This is a genomic window from Arthrobacter koreensis (assembly GCF_035792275.1).
GTDB classification, from domain to species: domain Bacteria; phylum Actinomycetota; class Actinomycetes; order Actinomycetales; family Micrococcaceae; genus Arthrobacter_B; species Arthrobacter_B koreensis_A.
The window spans coordinates 36,780-57,958 of record NZ_JAMWKK010000002.1 but is presented as its reverse complement, the minus strand read 5'-3'; the positions used below and the strand labels follow the sequence as shown (position 1 = coordinate 57,958).

Below are 21,179 nucleotides of genomic sequence, written 5' to 3'. Positions count from 1 at the left end.
GCCAACTTTCCCATAATTCAGGTGCACGCAGCAGTATCGACGCGGAAATTCAAGGGCCGGCAATCGAGCCGGGACATTCCCGGGCACCCGCACGGCGACAGAACCCGTTGGGTTGCGGCGGCTCAGCCCGCCGGCAGCTCCAGGTAACGCCCGCCGAGTTCATAGGCGAGGTCCCGCATGTCCTCTTCCGACGGGACCGGCCCGCGGAGCAGCGGAAGCACATACCAGTTGCTGCCTTCAGCGATACCGGCCGGCCCGTTCTCCGTACCCTGGGCCAGCTTGCCGGTCACGGTGAGACGGTCCTCAACGCTCGCGAAGCGGATGACCTGCAGTGTGTCGGTGCAAATGGCGTACTCCGGCGTGGAAATCTCCTCGAACGCCATGATCACCGGCTCGGCGGACGTTCCTGCATCGCACCCGTGCAGGCCGTTGACTGCGGCCAGGAGTTCCTGGGCCGACGTGAAGCTGGACAGTTCAGCCGGCTCGGGCGCCTGCTCGCGGCTGCTTCCGCAGCCAGCGGCCAGGACGACGGCGGCCGTCCCTGCCGCCAGCACAAGTTTCCGGTTGCTCTTTTGCATTTGTCCCCCACGTTCCCCAGTGCCCGGGATGGGCAGCACCTCATCCTTACATGCCGGGGACACGTTCGGCAGATTAGACCTGTTCAGCCAGTACCGAGTAGGAGAGCTCCACCCCGAGGACCCTTTCCGCCGCACGGTGCCCGGAACACAGGGCCGCGTTGACCGTCGCGGGGTCCGCTTCCCAGGTTGCTTCCCCGGCCAGATGCAGGACGGCGTCGATCGGCTCGGCGATACGGGTGTGGTCCTCGGCTGTGCACCCACGCGCCATGTACGCATAGGCTCCGCCGGCCCACTCGTCGCCCTGCCAGTCGGTAATCCTGGCGTGTACCGGCTCGAGGGTCCGCTCGTCGTAGATCTCCCGCAGCGACGCCATGACAGACTCCACGACGCGTTCACGGGGCCAGTTCCGGATCTGCTGCGCGCACTCCCCTGCCGCGAACGTCAGCAGCGTGGGCTCGCCGCTGAGGTCGGTGAGGTCGTACCAGGAATGCCACCACGCCGCGGCGTCGCCCTGGCGGCGGATCGCGTATACCCCCTCGTCCCAGAAACGCTCCGGAAAGCGCAGGAAGATTTTCTCGAAGGAGTTCATTCGGAAACGCGAGACCGCACTGGTCACTGCTTCCGGCAGGGGCGGGTCAAACGCGATGCGTTCCGACTGCAGGACACCCACTGGAACCGTCACGACAGCCTGCGCGGCCGTGAAGGACCCGCGGTCCGTCTGCACGACGACGCCGGTGTCCACCCCGGCGGCTCCCACCCGGGCCACACGGGTCACCACGTGTTCAAGGCGCACATCGAGCCCCGCCGCGAGGTTTGACGCCAGCTGGTCGTACCCGTCCGGGAAGACCACCTCATCCCCAACGATCACCTCGTCCTCGAGTCCGTGGGCGTCGAGGAGGCGGGAATCAGCGCCGTACTGTTCCTCGGAACGGTGGTCGAGGTACTCAACCACCCGCGCCGAGCGTTCCGCGTCCCAGCCCTCAGCTTCCGCCACCTGCGCGACGGCGGTGCGTGCCGCTTCCGCGTAGCTGTTGCCCGGCGGCATGGCCTCAATGACAGCAGTGAGCCGGACTTCCACGCGGGCGGCGTCGGCAATGAACTGTTCGGCGGCACTCTCCGAGAGCCGGGCGCCGTCGGGTCCGTAGTAGGCGATCGGCCGGCCGCCGGGCTGGTAACTGCCCACTGTGAACTCGACGTCGGCCAGCCCAAAGGAGCGGGTAAGTTTATGCAGCGGACCGCCGTCGATCCCGTGAATCCAGGAGGCCCCGAGGTCAGTGACCCGGCCGTCAAGGCGCTCGGTGTGCAGGCGGCCGCCGATGCGGTCCCTCGCTTCCAGCACCACTACTTTCTGCCCCTGGGATGCAAGGGCACGGGCAGCACTGAGGCCCGAGACTCCGGCGCCCACCACAATGGTGTCGAATTCCTCCGCAGCAATATTCACCGTTCAACTCGCTTTTCAAATAGCGGGAAACCTTGTCGGTTTTTACATTAGTGCGACGTCGTTATACCCATGATTTCTGCGTCATCTCGGAGGTGTTCGACTTCACAGAGGGCCCGGTGCCCGTTCACGATGTCTACTGGATGCCATTCGGAGGAGCCGAAACCATGACAGACCTTCAGTGTCCGGCCATCGTCGTCCTCATCGAGGGTGATGCTGCAGCTCCGTCCTGGCTCAGCCGTGTCGCCGCCGAATTTGTGGTGGACGGGGACGCTGCCGACCTTGGACGTTTGGTCGAAGAGTCGACAGATCTGTTTCGGGGCGAGACCTTTGTTGTCCGGGCAGCGCGCTCTGGAATCCGTGAGGTCCTTCGGAAGCGCGGCATTCCCGCGGACCCGCCTGTCGCAGTGGAAGTTGATTCCAGCGGGTGGCGCCTGGCCCCTCCCTAGAGGAGCTGCGTCTGCGCGGCTCACCGGGCATCCGGGCGAGGCATTTTCGTGGGAGGCTGGTTCCATGGACCTCGTGGTAACACCGGAGCTGACGATTCCGGCGCCGGAGCTTGAATGGCGCTTCTCCCGGTCGTCCGGTCCGGGAGGCCAGCACGTCAACACCACGGACACCCGCGTTGCCCTGTCCTGGAACGTTGCCGGCTCAGCGGTGCTGTCGGATGAGCAGCGCACGAAACTGCTCCAGCGCCTCAATAACCGCCTGATCGCCGGCGCGGTAGTTGTCACGGCTTCCGAGCAGCGTTCCCAGCTCCGTAACCGGGAGATTGCCCTGGCGAAACTCGCCGAAATGGTGGCGGACGGTCTGACGCCGGCCCCCGCCGCGCGCCGCCGGACCAAACCCACGCGAGGATCCAAGGTCCGCCGCCTCGATGCGAAGAAGCAGCGCTCTGCCACCAAGCAGCTGCGGCAGAAACCGCCCAGGTACTAGGGCTTCTTCCTGCACCGCGGTTAAACAGCACCGCCGCAGCAGGCCCGAAGGCCCGCCGCGGCGGTGGTGGTAGAGACCAGGAACTAGAAGTCCCAGTCCTCGTCTTCGGTGTTCACGGCCTTGCCGATCACGTAGGAAGAGCCCGAGCCGGAGAAGAAGTCGTGGTTCTCATCCGCATTCGGAGACAGTGCCGACAGAATGGCCGGGTTCACATCCGTCAGGGTGGACGGGAACATTGCCTCGTAGCCCAGGTTCATCAGGGCCTTGTTGGCGTTGTAGTGCAGGAACTTCTTGACGTCCTCTGCCAGCCCGACGCCGTCGTACAGGTCGTGCGTGTACTGGACTTCGTTCTCGTACAGTTCGTACAGCAGTTCGTACGTGTAGTCCTTCAGCTCCTGGCGGCGCTCTTCGGAAACAGTCTCCAGGCCGCGCTGGAACTTGTAGCCGATGTAGTAGCCGTGCACAGCCTCATCACGGATGATCAGGCGGATCAGGTCGGCAGTGTTTGTCAGCTTGGCGCGTGAGGACCAGTACATCGGCAGGTAGAAGCCGGAGTAGAAGAGGAAGGACTCCAGCAGGGTGGAGGCAACCTTGCGCTTCAGGGGATCATCGCCGCGGTAGTAATCCGTGACGATGTGGGCCTTCTTCTGCAGGTTCTCGTTCTCAGTGGACCAGCGGAAGGCTTCTTCGATCTCCTTGGTGGAGCACAGGGTGGAGAAGATCGAGGAGTAGCTCTTGGCGTGGACGGACTCCATGAACGCGATGTTCGTGTAAACCGCTTCCTCGTGCGGGGTGAGCGCATCCGGGATCAGAGAGACGGCACCGACAGTTGCCTGCACGGTGTCCAGCAGGGTCAGGCCCGTGAACACGCGCATGGTCAGCTGCTGCTCTTCCGGAGTCAGCGTGTTCCACGACTGGACGTCGTTGGACAGCGGCACCTTCTCAGGCAGCCAGAAGTTGTTCACCAGGCGGTTCCAGACTTCTACGTCCTTATCGTCTTGGATGCGGTTCCAGTTGATCGCCTGCACGTGGTCGATCAGCTTAAGCTTCTCGGTCATTGTTTTCCTTGTCTTGAAGAAGTCGAAGCGGGACGGCGGCTACAGCATGCAGCTGACGCAGCCCTCAACTTCGGTGCCTTCCAGGGCGAGCTGGCGCAGGCGGATGTAGTAGATGGTCTTGATGCCCTTGCGCCAGGCGTAGATCTGCGCCTTGTTGATGTCGCGCGTGGTGGCGGTGTCCTTGAAGAACAGCGTCAGGGACAGGCCCTGGTCCACGTGCTGCGTAGCAGCGGCGTAGGTGTCGATGATCTTCTCGTAGCCGATTTCGTACGCATCCTGGTAGTACTCCAGGTTGTCGTTCGTCAGGTACGGAGCCGGGTAGTAGACGCGTCCCAGCTTGCCTTCCTTGCGGATTTCGATCTTCGACGCCACCGGGTGAATGGAGGAGGTGGAGTTGTTGATGTAGGAAATCGAACCGGTCGGCGGAACAGCCTGCAGGTTCTGGTTGTAGATGCCGTGCTCCATGACCGAGGCACGCAGTGCTGCCCAGTCAGCCTGGGTGGGGATGTGCACGTTCTCGAACAGTTCCCGCACACGCTCGGTCTGCGGAACCCATTCACCGTTCACGTACTTCTCGAAGAACTCGCCGGAGGCGTACTTGGACTTCTCGAAGCCGGCGAACGTGCGGCCGGTTTCAATGGCCAGCAGGTTCGAGGCACGCACGGCGTGGTAGACCACCGTGTAGAAGTAGATGTTCGTGAAGTCGATGCCTTCTTCGGATCCGTAATGGACCCGCTCACGGGCCAGGTAGCCGTGCAGGTTCATCTGGCCCAGGCCAATGGCGTGCGACTGGTCGTTGCCCTTGGCGATGGACGGAACCGAACCGATGTGGCTCATGTCCGAAACAGCGGTCAGGGCACGGATCGCGGTCTCGATGGTCAGGCCGAAGTCCGGGGAATCCATGGTCTTCGCAATGTTCAGCGAGCCCAGGTTGCAGGAAATGTCCTTGCCAGTCTGGTCGTAGGACAGGTCATCGTTGTACGTGGTGGGCTGGGAAACCTGGAGGATCTCCGAGCACAGGTTGGACATGATGATCTTGCCGTCGATCGGGTTTTCCCGGTTCACCGTGTCCTCGAACATGATGTACGGGTAGCCGGATTCGAACTGGATCTCCGCAATGGTCTGGAAGAACTCGCGGGCCTTGATCTTGGTCTTCTTGATCCGGGAATCGTCAACCATCTCGTAGTACTTCTCGGTGACCGAGACGTCGGAGAACGGCATGCCGTAGACCTTTTCGACGTCGTACGGGGAGAAGAGGTACATGTCTTCGTCCCGCTTGGCGAGCTCGAAGGTGATGTCCGGAATGACGACGCCGAGGGAGAGGGTCTTGATGCGGATCTTCTCGTCCGCGTTCTCCCGCTTCGTGTCCAGGAACCGGTTGATGTCCGGGTGGTGGGCGTGCAGGTACACGGCACCGGCACCCTGGCGGGCACCGAGCTGGTTGGCGTAGGAGAAGGAATCTTCAAGAAGCTTCATCACGGGGATGACGCCGGAGGACTGGTTCTCGATCTGCTTGATCGGCGCGCCGACCTCGCGGATGTTGGTCAGTGCAAAGGCCACGCCGCCGCCGCGCTTGGAAAGCTGCAGTGCGGAGTTGATGGAACGGCCGATCGACTCCATGTTGTCTTCGATGCGCAGCAGGAAGCAGGAGACCAGCTCGCCGCGCTGCTTCTTGCCGGCGTTCAGGAAGGTGGGGGTAGCGGGCTGGAAACGGCCCTCGATGATCTCGTCCACCATCTGGGTGGCCAGCTGCTCGTTGCCGCGGGCCAGGTGCAGGGCAACCATGCACACGCGGTCCTCGTAGCGCTCAAGGTAACGCTTGCCGTCGAATGTCTTGAGCGTGTAGGAGGTGTAGAACTTGAACGCACCAAGGAAGGTCTCGAAGCGGAACTTCTTCTTGTAGGCGCGGTTGTAGAGCTCACGGATGAAGTTCATCGTGTACTGGTCGAGCGTCTCACGCTCGTAGTAGTCGTTCTTGACCAGGTAGTCCAGCTTCTCTTCCAGGTCGTGGAAGAACACGGTGTTGTTGTTGACGTGCTGAAGGAAGTACTGGCGCGCAGCCGCACGGTCGGCGTCGAACTGGATTTCACCGTTCTTGCCGTAGAGGTTCAGCATGGCGTTGAGCTCGTGATAGCCCAGGTCCTTGTAGGCTTCCGGCAGCTCCTTGGAGTCCGTCATGCCGGCTTCTGCGACTGATGTGTCCAAAACTCTTCCAATCCTTGGTTTACCTTGGCAGCGTCCTCCGACGTGCCCATGAGTTCAAACCGGTACAGAACGGGAACCCGGCATTTGGCGGAAATGATGTCCGCCGCCAGGCAGTAGTTCTCCCCGAAGTTTGTGTTGCCTGCGCCGATGACGCCCCGGATAAGTGCCCGGTTCGCTTCGACGTTCAGAAATTTGATGACCTGCTTCGGTACCGCACCCTTGGCCGCGGCTCCCGGCTGCGCGGCCGTTCCGCCGTAGGTGGGAAGCAGCAGCACGTACGGCCGCCGTGCAAGCAGGGTCGGCGCCGAAGTCAGCAGGGGGATTCGTGCGGACGGGCGGTCCAGTTTGGCTGCGAACCGTCCGGTGTAGCCCGACGCCGAGGTGAAGTACACGAGGTCTGCCTCAGTGACAGGGTTGTGCTCGGGGGCCGCCGGGTGGCCCGGGCTGTGCAGTGCACCGGAGCCGGCTGCGGCTCCGGTTCCCGGAATCACTGTTCCCAATGTCATTGCATCCTGCTTCTTTGACAACGGTCTGGCTGCTTCTTGCTGTGCTGTCCCGGTACTGCGGGCCGGCTGGCTGTGCCCTGCACGAAGCCGGACCCGGCCGGGTCCGGCGGCTGGTGGCTAAAAGCCAGGTTAGGCGACGGAGGTGACGCTGGCCTGTGCCAGTTCCTCGATCTTGTCCGGGCGGAAGCCGGACCAGGAGTCCTGATCAGTGATGACCACGGGAGCCTGCATGTAGCCCAGTGCACGCACGCGCTCGAGGGCCTCCGGATCCTGGGACATGTCCACACTCTGGTAGGCAATACCCTTCTTGTCGAGGGCGCGGTAGGTGGCGTTGCACTGTACGCACGAAGGCTTGGTGTAAACCGTAACGGTCATGATGGTCTCCCCTAGGTGAAGCTGAAGTCTGTCCATTGATACTACATCCAGCCACTACATCTAGTGCGACAGCGGATGCCCTACCCCAAGATGATGTATTACAAGTATGTCATTCGACACGCCCGTCGTCCACAGTTTCTGCACAGGCAAGGGCGTTGATTTACGTGGATTTCCGCAGGGATTCCAGCACTTCTCCACAGCCTGTGGAGACCGGGTGCACAGGCTGTGGTGCGGCATGAATAATCGCGTGTCGCCGTTGCTGGGCGTGTCGCGCGTAGTACCTGCCACCACTAGATATTGTGGTCGACGTCGATTCAGCGCACCACAGAGGGGAAAACGGCCGCCGTGGTCAACCCGATCCACCTCAAGACACTGCTCGAAGTGATGCGGTGCGGTTCTTTCGCTGCCGCGGCTGTGCACCTCGGCTACACCGCATCCGCCGTGTCCCAGCAAATGTCAGCACTGGAACGGGAAACGGGAACCACCCTCTTCGAGCGGTCGGCGCGGGCGGCAGTGCCCACTGAGGCCGCTGCCGTGATGGCCCGCCACGCTTCGAAAGTACTCACGGATATGGACGCCCTGCTCGCTGCAGCGGCCCGTGCCGAGGCCGGCACCGGACACGAACTGCGCCTGGGCATCTTCCCCAGCCTCGCCACCTTTGCACTGCCCCGGCTGGTCGGTTCCCCGGACTGGAAGGATCTGGGAATCGACCTGAAGATCTTCGTGGCCGAACCCGGCCAGACCATCCAGGGCCTGCGCGCCGGGGGCGAACTGGATGTAGCCCTGGTGTTCCAGGTGGGGCAGGGCGGCCTGGCCTGGCCTGCCACGGTGAGCCGGCAGTGGCTCGGGGATGACAATTTCCGCGTGGTGCTGCCCGAACAGTGGGGCATCCGCCCGGGAGCCAAGGTCACCGCCGAACAGCTTTCGGACATGCCGTGGATCATGCACCACCCCGGCACCCCGGACGCCCTCGTCATCGAAAGGCTCTTCGCCAGCTGCAGCCTGCATCCAAGGGTTGCCGCCTACTGCGACGACTTCAACGCGAGCCTGGAGATGGCCGCAGCCGGCATCGGGGCCGCCCTGGTGCCCGAACTTGCGATGCTGAACCACAGCCGCGGCGTCGTGGTCCTCGACGTTCCGGAGATCCGCCTGGCCCGCAGTATCTTTGCCCTGCTCATCAACGACAGGCAGGGCCCGCGCACCCGGGTCTTCCTGGACCGGCTGGCGGAGGTGCTCCAGGGCATCAGCATCTCCCCCTCCCCAGGCCCTCCGCCGGCACCGCGGGGATAAGGGGAAGGAACCCGGCAGTGGGCCGGGTCGCATAAATCGACGCACCCGCAGGCAGCAGGCATACTGGCCGGATGGCACTGCGAGGAAAGACCCTCCCCAAACCATCCCTGGCTGCCGTCTCCAACCGGCTCACCGGGATGCTGAGGTATACGCGATTCCAGCTGGCGGTGAAGGCCGCAGTTGCAGTCGGGATCGCCTGGACCGTTGCACCGCTTGTGCCCGGAGTTGCCTCCGAGTACCCCTACTACGCCCCGCTGGGGGCGCTGGTCAGCATGTACCCCACCGTGGCGGGCACTGCGCGGGCCGGGATCCAGACCCTGATCGGGCTGGTAGCCGGAATCGGGCTGGCGCTCATCGCCCTGCTCTTCGGCGGACCAACGGTATGGACGATCGCCCTCATTGTTGGCCTGGGAGTGCTGCTCGCAGGCATCCCGCGGCTCGGCGCGGGACGGGACTATCTTCCGGTTGCGGCGCTGTTTGTGCTGGTCCTCGGCGGCGATGACGCGGACGGCTACTCCTACGGGTATGCCGTGCAGATGTGCGTCGGCGTGCTGGTGGGACTTACCGTCAACGCTGTGCTCTATCCCCCGCTGCACCTCAACGGCGCAGTGGACGGCCTGGCCTCGCTTCGGCTGACCCTCGCCCGCCAGCTGCGGGAGATGGGGATGGCCGTTGGCGAGTCCTGGCCCCCGGAGCATGAGGACTGGTCCAACCGCCGCACGGAGCTCATCACCTTCAGCCGCGAAGTCCGCGAGGCCGTACAGCTTGCCGATTCAAGCCGCCACGGCAACCTGCGGCGGCGGCGCCACCAGCGGGACCTCAATGCCGACTTCCGGGCGCTGCGTGCCATGGAGCGCGTCACCCTATATGTGGAGGATATGACGGAGGTTCTTGCAACTGCCATCTGGACCTCCCCCGAGGAAACGCCCGTGCCCGGATCCGTGGCCGATGCCCTTGAACGGGCCATGCTCGCTTCCGCGGACGCCGTTGAAACCTGGGACGCGGACACCGAGGAATACACCGAGGCCGTCAACGCCGTTCAGGAGCTTGTCACGGCCATGAACGGCAAGGCGTCTCCGGACACTCCCATGGATGCGACGGCTTCGCTGGCCATGAGCCTGCGACGGATCATGCGCACGATCCGCACCGAGGAAGACCAGCCCTAACCCGCGTCGGGCAGCAGTCCCTTTTCCATCAGCTGCCGGGACATGCCGGCGCCGTCCGGAGCATAGATCCAGGGAATGTCCCGAGGCGGAGCACCCGGTCCCGAGGATCGCCCGCCGGCCAGCACGGCCTCGCTCGGGGAGAGCTCGCGGATGGCCACGGCCCGGACGTTGCCTGGATGCGTGCGGCTGAAGTCCGCGTAGATCGCTTCGTCGTGCTGCCCGTTGTCTCCGATCAGCAGCCAGCTGATATCGGGGAATTCCCTGGCCAGGCGTTCAAGCTGGGTGCGTTTGTGCTCCGGTCCGCTCCGGAACCAGCGGTCGCGGGTAGGACCCCAGTCGGTAAGCAGCAGCGGACCGGCCGGATACAGGTTCCGGGTGATGAAGCGGGTCAGCGTCGAAGCGACGTTCCAGGCTCCGGTGGACAGGTAGAAAACCGGACCGCCGTCGTTCTCCCGCACCAGACGGTCCATGAGCACTGCCATTCCCGGAGTGGGAGTGCGGGCATGCTCATCGAGCACAAAGGTGTTCCAGGCGGCCAGCAGGGGCCGCGGAAGTGCGGTGACCATGATCGTGTCGTCAATATCGGAGATGACACCGGTTTTGGCCGCCGGGTCCACTATGTAGACCGGCGACGCCACGGACGCGGCATCGGGTTCGGCCTCCGGCCGCAGCGTGACGCTCTGCCATCCCGGCGCCAGGGAAACAGGAATGACGACGTCGATGACTCCCCCGCGGTCAGCGGTCACCAAATGCTTCTCCTCGCCAACCTCGATGCAGACGACCGCGTCGTTGACGGGCGGGCTGATGAAGTTGCGCCAGCCGCGCACGCCGTCCCGAAGTGCCTGCGCCGAACCTCCGCTGGGTGCCGACAGCTTGCCGGGCTTGGCAACGACCACCCTTCCAAGCACCCGTACCCAGGACGTTGATCCGTAGCCCGTGAAGGAGAGCACCGTCTGCACTCCCCCGTGCTTGCGGGCAGCATTCATCCGGTAGGAGTGGATCCGGTCCTCCAGCCTGGCACCAATATGCATTGCCTGGTCCTTGGTCCGTTTCACAGCGGGCAGTCCGGGTACTGATGTTGAAGGCATGCCCCCAGTCTCGCAGACACGCCGGACACTTGATATTCGGCACTCGGCCGCACAACCTGCCCGGGTCGGGCAAAGCAAAGGACGGCTCCCGGATTCGGGAGCCGTCCTCTGGCTGTGTTTGGTACTGGTTGCTTTACCGGTACTCGTTGCCTTACCGGTACTGAGACCGCACTGGGCAGTCGAACGGATCACGGGCGGAGAGGCCTACGCGGTTCAGGTACCTGACCACGATTCCGTAGGACTCGGTGAGCGTCGCCTCGGTGTACGGGATCTTGTGGTTGGCACAGTGTTCCTTGACGATTTCCGAAGCGCGGGCCAGGTGCGGGCGGGGCATGCTCGGAAAGAGGTGGTGCTCCACCTGGTAGTTCAGTCCGCCCATGAACGTGTTCATGCCGCGGCCGGTGATGTTGCGCGAGGTGAGGACCTGGCGGCTGAGGAAGTCCACGCGGGAATCCTTCGGGATCAGCGGCATGCCCTTGTGGTTCGGCGCAAACGAGGCACCCATGTACACGCCAAAGACACCGAGCTGGACGCCGAGGAAGGCAAACGCCATGCCGACCGGCAGGAAGAAGAACACCGCTGCGACATACAGTCCCAGCCGCAGGAAGACCATGGTGATCTCGGTGTAGCGTCCCTTGACCTTGTTCTTGGAGAACAGGTGCTTGATGGAGGTTGCGTGCAGGTTGATGCCTTCAAGCAGCAGCAGCGGGAAGAACAGCCAGCCCTGGCGGCGGGTCAGCCAGGCCATGATGCCCTTGCGGGTCTCGGCCTGCTCCGTCTGGAAGGAGATGGTGTCCATCTCGATGTCCGGGTCCTTGCCCACGGTGTTCGGGTTGGCATGGTGCCGGCTGTGCTTGTTCATCCACCACTGGTAGCTGATACCTACGACGGCGTTGGCGAGGAAGCGTCCGGCGCGGTCGTTCGCGGGGCCGGACTCGAATACCTGGCGGTGGGAAGCTTCATGGGAAATAAAGGCAAGCTGCGTGAACAGGATGCCCAGTGCTGCAGCGATCAGCAGCTGGAACCAGCTTTCTCCAATGAGGAAGAAGCCGGTGCCGGCGGCGATGAGGCCGGCACAGAGGAACACGAAGGTGGTGATGTAGAAAGCACGGCGCCGCTTGAGCAGCCCTTCGTCGCGGATGATCTTCAGCAGGGCTGAATAGCTGCTGGTAACAGCGTTCTCGCGGTTCCTGGTGGGACGTGGTTGTGCAGCAATGCTCATAAGCGCCTCTGGGGTCTCTTCGACTTCCCAGCCGCGAAGTAGAGCAGTTGCTCCGTAGATGTGGCAAGCGTAACCCGGATTACTGGCAATACGCTGTGACCGGCCCGTAACAATCAGGTTCTGCCCGTGGCTGCCGGGTTCGGTCCCGCACCGTTGACCGCCGCCGGAGGGGGCAGGAAGCATGGCTCCCACAGACCGCTACGCCCGCCCACCACACGGGAGCTGCAATGATCCGAGTCCTGTCCATCGACGGCGGCGGCATCCGGGGAATCCTCCCCGCCACTTGGTTGATGACCCTCGAGGAGCAGACCGGAAAACCTGTCTCGGAACTCTTCGACCTGATCGTGGGGACATCAACAGGGGGCATCCTCGCCCTGGGTCTCACCAGTCCGGCACAAGACGGAAAACCACACAGCGCCGCAGACCTGCGCAGCCTGTACGTGGACCACGGGGCGGAGATCTTTTCCGGTGCGGGTCCGGAACCTGCGGCCGGCCCGGCGCCGGAAACACGCGCCCGCTACTCAAACGAACCCTTGCGCCGCTACCTGGGCGGGTTCTTCGGGGCACGTCCGCTCTCCGCCGCCCTGAAACCCGTCGCCGTGGTCACCGTGGACGTCCGGAACTTCGCTGGCCTGCTCTTCAGCGGCGGAGGGCTGGGACAGGAGCCGCTGGGAGACGCACCGATGCAGCTTGCCGCTCTGGCGACGTCGTCGGCCCCCACCTACTTCGAGCCCGTTCCCTACACCGGGCCGGACGGCGTGGAACGGGTCCTGGTCGACGGCGGACTGGCTGCCAACGATCCCGCGTTTGTCGGTTTCTCCATTGCCCTGGTGCAGCAGCGCCTGACACGAAAGGGTGAGGAGATCCTCCTGGTCTCCATGGGCACGGGCCTTCAGCACAGCGGCGATTCGCTGGAATCCAATTCCGTTTCCCAGCTGGCCCATCCGCAGCAGCTGGCTGCCCTGGAACCAATCATCGAGTCCCTGTACGGCGCACCGGGCCGCCTCACCCGCAGACTGCTTCGCCTTGCCCTGGGAGAACGGTACGTACGCGTGCAGACTCCCCTGCTGCCCGGCGTCGACTATGCGCTGGATGATGCCAGCCCGGAAAACACCGAGGGGCTGCTCAGAACAGCCGAGGCGGTGGTAGGGACCGGCCAGCTGCAGGACCTTGCGGCCCGGCTCACCAGCCCGGATTGACATTGACGCAGCGTCAACCTTTAGCGTTGCGGTATGAGGTCCGTAAATCGGGAACCGGCCAGGGAGTTCTCTGTCCAGGACGTGGCACGGCAGGCCGGAATCACCAGCCGCACGCTTCGGCACTATGACGCGATTGGCCTGCTGCCGCCGGTCCGCACCGGCGCCAACGGCTACCGGTACTACGGCCGGGACTCGCTGGTTCGTCTGCAGCGCATCCTGCTGCTGCGTGAACTGGGGCTGGGCCTGCCGGAGATTGCCGGGGTCCTCGAGCGCCGGGAGGATCCCGCGGAGGCGCTGCGCAGCCACCTGGCGTGGCTGGAAAAGGAACGGGACCGTCTGCTGAGGCAGGCCGCCTCGGTACGAAAGACCATCACAGCTTTGGAGAAAGGAGAGCAGATCATGCCCGGTGAAACCTTCGACGGATTCGATCACAGCCAGTACAAGGAAGAGGTTGAAAGCCGATGGGGCAAGGAAGCATACGCCCGTTCGGATGAATGGTGGCGGAACATGGACGACGGCGAGCGCACCGCCTGGCAGGAAAAGACCGAAGAGCTCGGGCGGGCATGGTCCGACGCCGCCGCCCAGGAAACGGATCCCACCGGCCCCGTGGCCCGCGGACTGGCCGAAAGGCACGTCGCCTGGCTGAAGGAGGTTCCGGGAGCTCCCACCGGCGAGGACCAGCTCGAAGGCTATATCCGGTCCCTGGCGGAAATGTACGTGGCTGATCCGCGATTCGCCGCCAATTACGGAGGCCCCGACGGGGCAGCATTCGTCCGGGCCTCGCTCCTGGCCTATCTTGGGGCCGCACCTCAGCCTTAAACACCCCAGCCGCCGCTAGTATCCAGGCATGGAAAACACCGGCCCCGCCGAAAGGCTTCCCGCCCGGCCGCACAGCGCCCTGCTGGATCTGTCCGGCGGCTCCGCCGCCGAACCCTGGCAGAATCCGGGTGCGTACTGGGCCTCGCTGTCCAGGGCTGTCGAGGAAGTCCCGGCACCGGCGGCGGTGCTCGAGCTCGACGCCCTGCGCTGGAATGCCCGGGACCTGGTGCGGCGCGCGGGAGGGGTGCCGCTGCGGGTGGCAAGCAAGTCCCTGCGGGTGCGCGGCGTCCTGGAAGCACTGCGCGGGGTTCCGGGCTACGCCGGCATCCTCGCCTTTACCCTTGCGGAAGCCCTGTGGCTGGCTGCCGCTTTTGACGACGTCGTGGTGGGTTACCCAACTGCTGACCGGCAGGCGCTGCGCCGTCTCGCCGAGGATGACGTGCTGGCATCCCGGGTGACGTTGATGGTCGACGGCGAGGAGCAGCTTGACCTCATCGATGCTGTGGTGCCGCCCGGCAGGCGCCCGGAACTGCGGGTCTGCCTCGACGCCGATGCGTCGTGGCGGTCCCGGGTACTGGGTTTCATCGGGACACGCCGTTCCCCCCTGCACACCGCGGAGCAGGCCGCGGAGCTTGGACGGGCGATTGCCGTGCGCCCCGGCTTCCGCCTCGTGGGCCTGATGATGTACGAAGCGCAGGTGGCCGGCGTAGGAAACGCCGTCCCCGGGGACGCGCTTCATAACCAGCTGATGCGCGTGATCCAGCACCGGTCCATCGCCGAGCTCACCGCACGGCGGGGGCATATTGTGCAGGCGCTGGGCGAAGTCGCCGCACTGGAGTTCGTCAACGGCGGCGGCACCGGGTCGGTTGAGACTACCGCTGCCGACCCCGCGGTCACGGAAATCACGGTCGGCTCAGGGCTCTTCGCCGGGCACCTCTTTGGCAGCTACCGTTCCTTCTCCCCCGCCCCGGCCGCCGCCGTCGCCTTGGATGTAGTCCGGCGCCCGGGACCGGGTTTCGCCACGGTGCTGGGGGGCGGCTGGATTGCGTCGGGCCCGCCCGGTCCCGGCAGGGTGCCGCAGATCGCCTGGCCGCAGGGCCTGCGGCTGCTGCCCCGCGAGGGAGCGGGTGAAGTCCAGACGCCGCTGGCCGGCCGGGCGGCAGGCCGGCTGCATCCCGGAGACCGGATCTGGCTGAGGCATGCGAAATCCGGGGAGCTTTCCGAACGTGTGAACGAGTTCCATGCCGTCCAGGATGGCGAGGTAGTGGCTGTCCTGCCGACATACCGCGGCGAGGGGAAGGCGTTCCTGTGATCCGCAGTCCATTCGGTACCGTCCTTTCTCCGCGTGCGCAGGCGGGCAGGACCTGGCAGAACTGGGCCCGGACTGTCCGGGTTCATCCCCGGCGGACCGAATCCCCGGCGTCCGTCGCTGACCTGCAGAGGGCCGTCGCTTCGGCGGCTGCAGCCGGGCTGCGGGTGAAGGCCGTAGGCGCGGGGCACTCCTTCACCGGCATTGCGGAAGCTCCTGACCTTCTGCTGGATCTCTCCCGGCTGCAGGGACTGGTCGCGGCGGACCCAAATACCGGACGTGTGACGCTGCTGGCCGGCACCCGCCTGCATACCGTGCCCCGGCTGCTGGCTCCCCACGGCCTGGCGATGCCCAATCTCGGGGATATCGACCGGCAGTCAATCGCCGGCGCCATTTCCACCGGAACCCACGGGACCGGGGCCACGTTTGGCGGGCTGTCGACACAGGTGAGCGGTCTTGTGCTTATCCAGCCCGACGGCGGCCTGCTGACCCTGGCGGACGGGGACCCGCTGCTGCCCGCTGCCGCCCTGGGACTCGGGGCGCTGGGCGTGATCGCCGAGGTCACCCTCCAGTGCGTCCCGGCATTCCTGCTGCGGGCTGAGGAACGGTCCGAGTCCCTGGAATCGGTCCTGGCCGGCCTGGCGGACCGCGTCAAGGAAGCGGACCACTTCGAGTTCTACTGGTTCCCCCATACCGGCCGGGCAGCCACCAAGACCAATACCCGGCTGCCTGCGGCGTCCCCCCAATCCCCGCTGCCGCCGCTGCGCCGCTGGGTTGATGACTCCCTGCTGTCCAACACGGTGTTCCGCGCCACCTGCGCCGCCGGCACCGCCTTCCCGGCAGTCATACCGGCAGTCAACAGGGTGGCAGCCGCTGCGCTCGGCGGACGGGAGTACACGGACCGCTCCCCCAGGGTGTTCAGCCAGGACCGCGCCGTTCGCTTTCGGGAAATGGAGTATGCGGTCCCCGCGCAGCTGCTGCCCGCGGCCTTCGCCGGGCTGCAGCGGCTGCTCGAAGAGAATCCGCGCTGGCGGGTGTCCTTTCCGGTGGAAGTCCGCTGGGCAGCGGCCGATGACCGCTGGCTGTCCACGGCGCACGGCCGGGACACCGCCTACGTTGCCGTGCACCGGTACTTCCGCGAGGACCCAACCGAGTACTTCGCCGCGTTCGAACAGCTCATGCTTGCCCACGGCGGACGGCCGCACTGGGGCAAGGAACACAGCCTTGGGTCTGCCGAGCTGGCAGAACGATATCCATTCTTTGACCGGTTCCTGGAACTGCGCGGGCAGCTGGACCCGGACCGGGTCTTCGCCAACGCATACCTCGACAGGGTGCTGGGACCCTAAGCGTGGCTAGTGGATCGCAGGCGCGGCACCTGGAGCGGCATTCTTCGGGCGGCGGACCAGGAAGGACACGGCCAGCGCGCCCAGTGACACCACTGCTCCCCAGAAGAAGGCTGTGTGCACGCCCGCGGCCGCTGCCTCAATGGCATCCGCTCCGTCCCTCAGTGCTGCCGCGGTTCCAGTGGTCATCAGCGTGATGAACACGGCCGTTCCGGCACCGCCGGCGAGCTGCTGCAGCGTATTGAGGATGGCGCTGCCGTGGGAATAGAGCGAACGGTCCAGTGATCCAAGCGATGACGTGAACAGCGGGGTGAAGATGAACCCCAGGCCCGCGTTGAGCAGGCAGTGCAGGGCGATCACCATCGCGACCGGTGTGTGCTGGTCAAGCATGGTCAGTCCCCACAGGGCCGACGTCAGCACCACGGCGCCCGGAATCACCAGCGGCCGTGGTCCGATCCGGTCGTACAGCCGGCCGACGACCGGAGACAGGACGGCCATGACGACACCGCCGGGCAGCAGCAGCAGTCCAGTGTTCAGGGCGCTGAGGCCCAGCACGTTCTGCAGGTAGAGCGGCAGCACGATCAGCGCGCCGAAGAGGGCCATCATGCTGATCAGGACCATCACGATTGCGACGACGAAGGGCCGGCTGGCGAACGTGCGCAGGTCCATGAGGGCCCGGTCGGTGCGCTGCAGGACCAGCTGCCGTGCAACGAAGGCGCCCAGGGACACAGCGCCCAGCGCCAGGGGAATCCACACCGGCATGGGTGCTTCACCGGCGGCGGCTTCTCCGATGCTGCTCAGGCCGAAGATCAGGCCTCCAAAGGCAACCGTGGAAAGCAGGATGGAGAACACGTCAAACGGGGTGCGCCTGGTTTCTGTCAGGTTCTGCACCTTCATCGCCCCGACGCCCAGCGCCAGGAGGGCGATCGGCAGGACCAGCCAGAACATCCACCGCCAGTCCAGCACGCTGAGGATCAGGCCGGACACTGTGGGTCCGATTGCAGGTGCCACGGCGATAACAATAGAGATGGTGCCCATGATGGTGCCGCGGCGGTGGACTGGAACAGTGTTCAGCACGGTTGTCATCAGCAGCGGGATCATGATGGCCGTTCCGCTGGCCTGGATGATCCGTCCGCTCAGCAGCATGCCGAATCCCGGGGCCAGGGCAGCCAGGAGTGTACCGGTGCTGAAAAGCGACATGGCGGACAGGAACAGGGCACGCATGGTGAAACGCTGCAGGAGGTAGCCCGTAGCCGGAATGACCACGGCCATGGTCAGCATAAAACCGGTGGTCAGCCATTGGGCGGTGGCGGCAGTAATCTGCAGGTCAGCCATCAGCCGGGGCAAAGCCACACTCATGATGGTCTCATTCAGGATCACCACGAAGGATGAAACCAAGAGCAGCCCGATCACTGTCTTGGTGCGTGCATCCAGGCGGTCTGTCCCGGGACTGCGGTCTTCTGCCGGACGCGGGGCCGGGACAGGGCGTGTTTCGGTGCTCAAGGGTGGAAATATCCTCTTCGGGGTACTTGGTGTCGGGGTACTTGGTGCCGGCTGACACAGCTGGGAACGTCCCGTGCTGACAGCAGAAAATGCGGGCGGTGTCCGGCCGTTCCGGCCCGGGCTCCTCAGGAGTAACGCCCGTATCAGTTCTTTCATTCCTGGGTTCACCGGGCAAGTTGTGAGCCGTGCGAACCTGGCACCCGCCGTGGCGGAGCACGCTCCGGCGCCGGGGCGCCCATAGGATGCTCAAAAGCCGATCCAAAGGAGTGCCCGTGTCTACTGCCCCCGTCCGCGACCAGACGCGGGTACTGCCGCGTCGCTGGTGGTGGGGATTCGTTCCCTTCGCCGCCATGTCCGCTGTCCATGTGGCTGCCCGCGCTGTAGAGGCGGACTGGCTGGCCGGCCCAGCCAAGCTAACCCTCATGCCATTGCTGGCCGCTGCCGCCCTCTGGGGCCTGCGGGGACGGTGGCGGAACGGTCCTGCGGTCCTGGTCCTGGCGGCGCTGTTCTTTTCCTGGATTGGCGACGGCGCGGCCGCGTTCCTTCCGGCCCTTCCCGAGCTGCCGGTAATGCTCGGAGCCTTTGGTATTGCGCACCTGTGTTACATCAGGCTGCTCTGGAAATACGCCTCAGTACATGGCTTTCCCCGCTGGGCGCTGGTTTTCCCGCTGTGGTGGGCCGCCATGCTGGTGGTCCTCTGGCCGGCGCTGGGTTCCCTGGCCCCTGCCGTAGCGCTCTACGGACTGGTCCTGGGCGGGACTGCCGCAACAGCGGCCAGGTGCAGCCCGCTCATCGCGGCCGGCGGCCTGCTTTTCCTGGCCTCGGACACCATCCTGTCCTTCCGGATCTTCATGCCTGAATCAATGCCGGACATCACCAGCGCGCTGGTGATGCTGACCTACTGCGCCGGGCAGGGAATGATCATCGCCGGTTTCCTCCGCGCATTCCGCGGGACCGGGGACGGCACCTAGCCGTCCAGCAGGGCACGCAGCTCTCCGGCACCGGTCACATGCGCCCCCAGGCTGCGGCAGGTTCCGGCCAGCGCCCGGTCGCTGGTCGCAACACTCACCATGTGACCTGCGGATTCGAGCCTGCTAACGGCCTCCGCCACGGCGTCGTCACCGGACCCGGCCGCCCGGATGATCTCCAGGCCGCCGATGTCCTGTGCGGCGCGGGCCCGGCCCTCCAGCACCACCGTGATGTCGGGATACCAAAGGTCCTCCGGAAGCCCCAGGAAGGCGGCCGGGATGCCGGAATGGACAGTGTCAGCCAGGGATGAAAGCAGCCTCCCGGCTGCGGCGGCCCGGTCCTTCCACCAGCCGTCGGGAACCGCGCCGATCACATTGGCGGCGTCGACCACGAGCACCGGACGGATATCCAGGAGCGGCCGCAGGCGCTGCCATGCCTGTTCGAATGCGGGGTGCAGGGGAAGATTGCCCACTTCCTCCGGTTGCACCCAGGCGAGCTCAACACTCTCCTGGTCGCTGATAACGGGCTCGAACGGTTGCTCAACCTCTGCCACGAGCGTGGCATAAGACCAGATACCGAGGTCGAGGATGCTCATGAACCGCGGCTTTAGGGCACCCGCGGGAACACCCGCTTCCTCCGCGGACTCGCGAAGCGCGGCATCCAGGGCGGACTCCCCCTGGTGCCGTGCCCCGCCAGGGAGGGCCCAGGTGCCTCCATGGTGGCTCCATGAAACACGGTGCTGCAGCAGGACGCCGCGGTCCGGGTCAAAGGCCAACAGCCCTGCCGCGCCAAACCTGCCCCAGTACCGCTGCCCGTCCGGGGCCACGACCCAGGCATCTCCCGGGTCACGCGGTCCATGCGGCCGGCGCGGCTCTCCGGGTGCAGGGGGTTCAGTCTTCATCTGACCTACCCTGCCATATCCGGCCCCCAGGGGCCGCCGCGGCCGGCGCACCGGGGATCCGCCGGTGCTCTGCGGCTAGACTGCGCTGTACTCTCCGGAGGCAGCTCCGGAGCAGGCACCGACTGCAGCCCGGAGGACGGCATGACATCCAAGATCGTGGTTTTCGGAGCTACCGGCTACACCGGCCGGCTGGTGGTCAGTTCACTCCTGGGCCGGGGCGAACGTCCCGTGCTCGCCGGCCGCAGCGAGGACTCACTGAAGTCCCTGGCGAATCCGCACGGACTCCAGTACCTCAGAGCCGATGTCTCCGATCCCTCCACGGTGCGTGCCCTGGTGCAGCCGGGCGACGTGCTGGTCTCCACCGTCGGGCCCTTTAACAGGCACGGCTACGCGGCTGCCGCAGCCGCAGCCGATGCCGGCGCCCACTACCTGGATTCAACCGGAGAAGTCGACTTTGTCCACCGCGTGCAGCAGGAGTTCAGCGCCCGCGCCGAGGGCAGCGGAGCGACCATGGTTCCCGCTTTCGGCTACGACTATGTGCCGGGAACCCTGGCCGGAGCCCTGGCGGCACAGGGGGCCGGAACACCCGGCGGGTACCTGCGCATTGGGTACTTTGCCCTAGGCTCCCTCCGGCAGGGAATCAGCGGAGGAACGCTGGCAACACTCGCGGACGCTTTCGGCCGGCGCATCAGCGTCTACCGCGCCGGTTCACTGCATAGCCGCCTGCTGGGCAGCACCACGTACGCGTTCAGGGTCCGGAACCATGCCCGCCGGGCTTTGCTCGCGATGGGCACCGAGGTGCTCTTCCTCCCCGAAACCTACCCGGGGTTGTCCGTCGTCGAGGTTTATAACGGGTGGTTCCCCCGGTTCAGCCGCGCAGCAGGAGCGGTGAGCTGGGCCGCGGCCGGCCTGAGCCGCCTGCCCGGCGGCCGGAACGCCATGGCCAAAGCGGTGTCGCTGGTTGCGGCGCCCGGCAGCGGCCCCAATGAACAGGTTCGTTCCCGGTCCGGCAGCTACGCGGTGGCGAACCTATCGGACAGGCACGGCTACACCGTTGTCGAAGTCCATGTGCAGGGCCCAAACGTCTACACTCTGACCGGAGAGCTGCTCGCCGAAGCCGCAGTGGCCCTGAGGCGTGGAGACGCCGTTAGCGCAGGAGTGCAGGGGCCGGTGGGAGCATTTGGCCTCGACGGGCTGACCGCACTGTGTGCGCGCGCCGGGCTGCGGGTTGTCTAGGCTCGCCGGGTGCTGGGTGCCGAGTTAACTAAAAACAC

Annotated in this window: 20 protein-coding genes; 10 read left to right on the top strand and 10 right to left on the bottom strand. The window is 65.3% G+C overall.

What is annotated here, in order from left to right; translation table 11 throughout:
- Positions 1-122: 122 nt before the first annotated feature.
- Together NGB94_RS02195 and NGB94_RS02190 are read right to left on the bottom strand one after the other, a co-directional pair.
- Positions 123-578 (bottom strand): hypothetical protein, encoded by a 456-nt coding sequence (locus NGB94_RS02195; protein ID WP_325788755.1) that lies wholly within the window; start codon positions 576-578, stop codon positions 123-125.
- Positions 579-651: 73 nt separating this feature from the next.
- Positions 652-2,019, bottom strand: coding sequence for an NAD(P)/FAD-dependent oxidoreductase (locus NGB94_RS02190; protein WP_325788754.1), 1,368 nt, complete (start codon positions 2,017-2,019; stop codon positions 652-654).
- 164 nt (positions 2,020-2,183) lie between these two features.
- Between NGB94_RS02190 and NGB94_RS02185 the strand changes: the two genes are divergently transcribed.
- Positions 2,184-2,465: a hypothetical protein gene (locus NGB94_RS02185; RefSeq protein ID WP_325788753.1), complete on the top strand. Its 282-nt coding sequence runs from the start codon at positions 2,184-2,186 to the stop codon at positions 2,463-2,465.
- 64 nt (positions 2,466-2,529) lie between these two features.
- Positions 2,530-2,952: an alternative ribosome rescue aminoacyl-tRNA hydrolase ArfB gene (arfB, locus tag NGB94_RS02180; protein ID WP_325788751.1), complete on the top strand. Its 423-nt coding sequence runs from the start codon at positions 2,530-2,532 to the stop codon at positions 2,950-2,952.
- Between the two features lie 83 nt (positions 2,953-3,035).
- Here the strand turns inward: arfB and nrdF are convergent, their stop codons facing one another.
- The 4 genes from nrdF to nrdH all read right to left on the bottom strand — a co-directional run bounded on the left by nrdF (position 3,036) and on the right by nrdH (position 7,096).
- A complete protein-coding gene (nrdF, locus tag NGB94_RS02175) occupies positions 3,036-4,010 on the bottom strand; it encodes a class 1b ribonucleoside-diphosphate reductase subunit beta (RefSeq protein WP_091604277.1) in 975 nt (324 codons plus the stop codon).
- A 39-nt stretch (positions 4,011-4,049) separates the two neighbouring features.
- Complete coding sequence (nrdE, locus tag NGB94_RS02170) at positions 4,050-6,188, bottom strand: class 1b ribonucleoside-diphosphate reductase subunit alpha (RefSeq protein WP_325789108.1); 2,139 nt, start codon at positions 6,186-6,188, stop codon at positions 4,050-4,052.
- A complete protein-coding gene (gene nrdI, locus NGB94_RS02165) occupies positions 6,185-6,721 on the bottom strand; it encodes a class Ib ribonucleoside-diphosphate reductase assembly flavoprotein NrdI (RefSeq protein ID WP_325788749.1) in 537 nt (178 codons plus the stop codon). Before nrdI ends, nrdE begins: the two co-directional genes overlap by 4 nt.
- 129 nt (positions 6,722-6,850) lie before the next feature.
- On the bottom strand, positions 6,851-7,096 hold the full coding sequence (gene nrdH, locus NGB94_RS02160; RefSeq protein WP_091605847.1) for a glutaredoxin-like protein NrdH: 246 nt from the start codon (positions 7,094-7,096) through the stop codon (positions 6,851-6,853).
- 345 nt (positions 7,097-7,441) lie between these two features.
- Here nrdH and NGB94_RS02155 point away from each other — a divergent pair, with 345 nt between their 5' ends.
- On the top strand, positions 7,442-8,386 hold the full coding sequence (locus tag NGB94_RS02155; protein WP_325788747.1) for a LysR family transcriptional regulator: 945 nt from the start codon (positions 7,442-7,444) through the stop codon (positions 8,384-8,386).
- 71 nt (positions 8,387-8,457) lie between these two features.
- Entirely contained in the window at positions 8,458-9,552 is a 1,095-nt protein-coding gene (locus NGB94_RS02150) for an FUSC family protein (RefSeq protein ID WP_325788745.1), read from the top strand.
- Here the strand turns inward: NGB94_RS02150 and NGB94_RS02145 are convergent.
- Entirely contained in the window at positions 9,549-10,640 is a 1,092-nt protein-coding gene (locus tag NGB94_RS02145; RefSeq protein WP_325788744.1) for an App1 family protein, read from the bottom strand. The two genes, NGB94_RS02150 and NGB94_RS02145, sit on opposite strands and share 4 nt — an antisense overlap.
- A 151-nt stretch (positions 10,641-10,791) precedes the next feature.
- The gene (locus NGB94_RS02140; protein ID WP_325788742.1) at positions 10,792-11,862 is read right to left on the bottom strand and encodes an acyl-CoA desaturase; all 1,071 of its coding nucleotides are present in this window, start codon (positions 11,860-11,862) and stop codon (positions 10,792-10,794) included.
- 227 nt (positions 11,863-12,089) lie between these two features.
- Between NGB94_RS02140 and NGB94_RS02135 the strand changes: the two genes are divergently transcribed.
- Genes NGB94_RS02135 through NGB94_RS02120 form a run of 4 tightly spaced genes read left to right on the top strand, consistent with a single transcriptional unit; the run spans position 12,090 to position 16,535 of the window.
- Positions 12,090-13,061, top strand: a complete 972-nt coding sequence (locus NGB94_RS02135) for a patatin-like phospholipase family protein (RefSeq protein ID WP_325788741.1) — start codon at positions 12,090-12,092, stop codon at positions 13,059-13,061.
- A gap of 33 nt (positions 13,062-13,094) precedes the next feature.
- On the top strand, positions 13,095-13,880 hold the full coding sequence (locus NGB94_RS02130) for a MerR family transcriptional regulator (protein ID WP_325788740.1): 786 nt from the start codon (positions 13,095-13,097) through the stop codon (positions 13,878-13,880).
- Between the two features lie 28 nt (positions 13,881-13,908).
- The gene (locus NGB94_RS02125) at positions 13,909-15,192 is read left to right on the top strand and encodes an alanine racemase (RefSeq protein ID WP_325788739.1); all 1,284 of its coding nucleotides are present in this window, start codon (positions 13,909-13,911) and stop codon (positions 15,190-15,192) included.
- Positions 15,189-16,535 carry a D-arabinono-1,4-lactone oxidase gene (locus tag NGB94_RS02120; protein WP_325788737.1) on the top strand — a complete coding sequence of 449 codons (1,347 nt, stop codon included), beginning with the start codon at positions 15,189-15,191 and terminating at the stop codon, positions 16,533-16,535. Before NGB94_RS02125 ends, NGB94_RS02120 begins: the two co-directional genes overlap by 4 nt.
- Before the next feature lie 6 nt (positions 16,536-16,541).
- Here NGB94_RS02120 and NGB94_RS02115 read toward each other — a convergent pair whose 3' ends face one another.
- On the bottom strand, positions 16,542-18,191 hold the full coding sequence (locus NGB94_RS02115) for an MDR family MFS transporter (protein WP_418910592.1): 1,650 nt from the start codon (positions 18,189-18,191) through the stop codon (positions 16,542-16,544).
- Positions 18,192-18,307: 116 nt separating this feature from the next.
- Between NGB94_RS02115 and NGB94_RS02110 the strand changes: the two genes are divergently transcribed.
- Positions 18,308-19,006 carry a lysoplasmalogenase gene (locus tag NGB94_RS02110; RefSeq protein WP_325788736.1) on the top strand — a complete coding sequence of 233 codons (699 nt, stop codon included), beginning with the start codon at positions 18,308-18,310 and terminating at the stop codon, positions 19,004-19,006.
- Here NGB94_RS02110 and NGB94_RS02105 read toward each other — a convergent pair.
- Positions 19,003-19,905, bottom strand: coding sequence for an NUDIX domain-containing protein (locus NGB94_RS02105; protein WP_325788735.1), 903 nt, complete (start codon positions 19,903-19,905; stop codon positions 19,003-19,005). The two genes, NGB94_RS02110 and NGB94_RS02105, sit on opposite strands and share 4 nt — an antisense overlap.
- Before the next feature lie 141 nt (positions 19,906-20,046).
- On the opposite strand from NGB94_RS02105, the gene NGB94_RS02100 reads away from it, so the two are divergent.
- Entirely contained in the window at positions 20,047-21,141 is a 1,095-nt protein-coding gene (locus NGB94_RS02100) for a saccharopine dehydrogenase family protein (protein WP_325788734.1), read from the top strand.
- Positions 21,142-21,179: the final 38 nt, after the last annotated feature.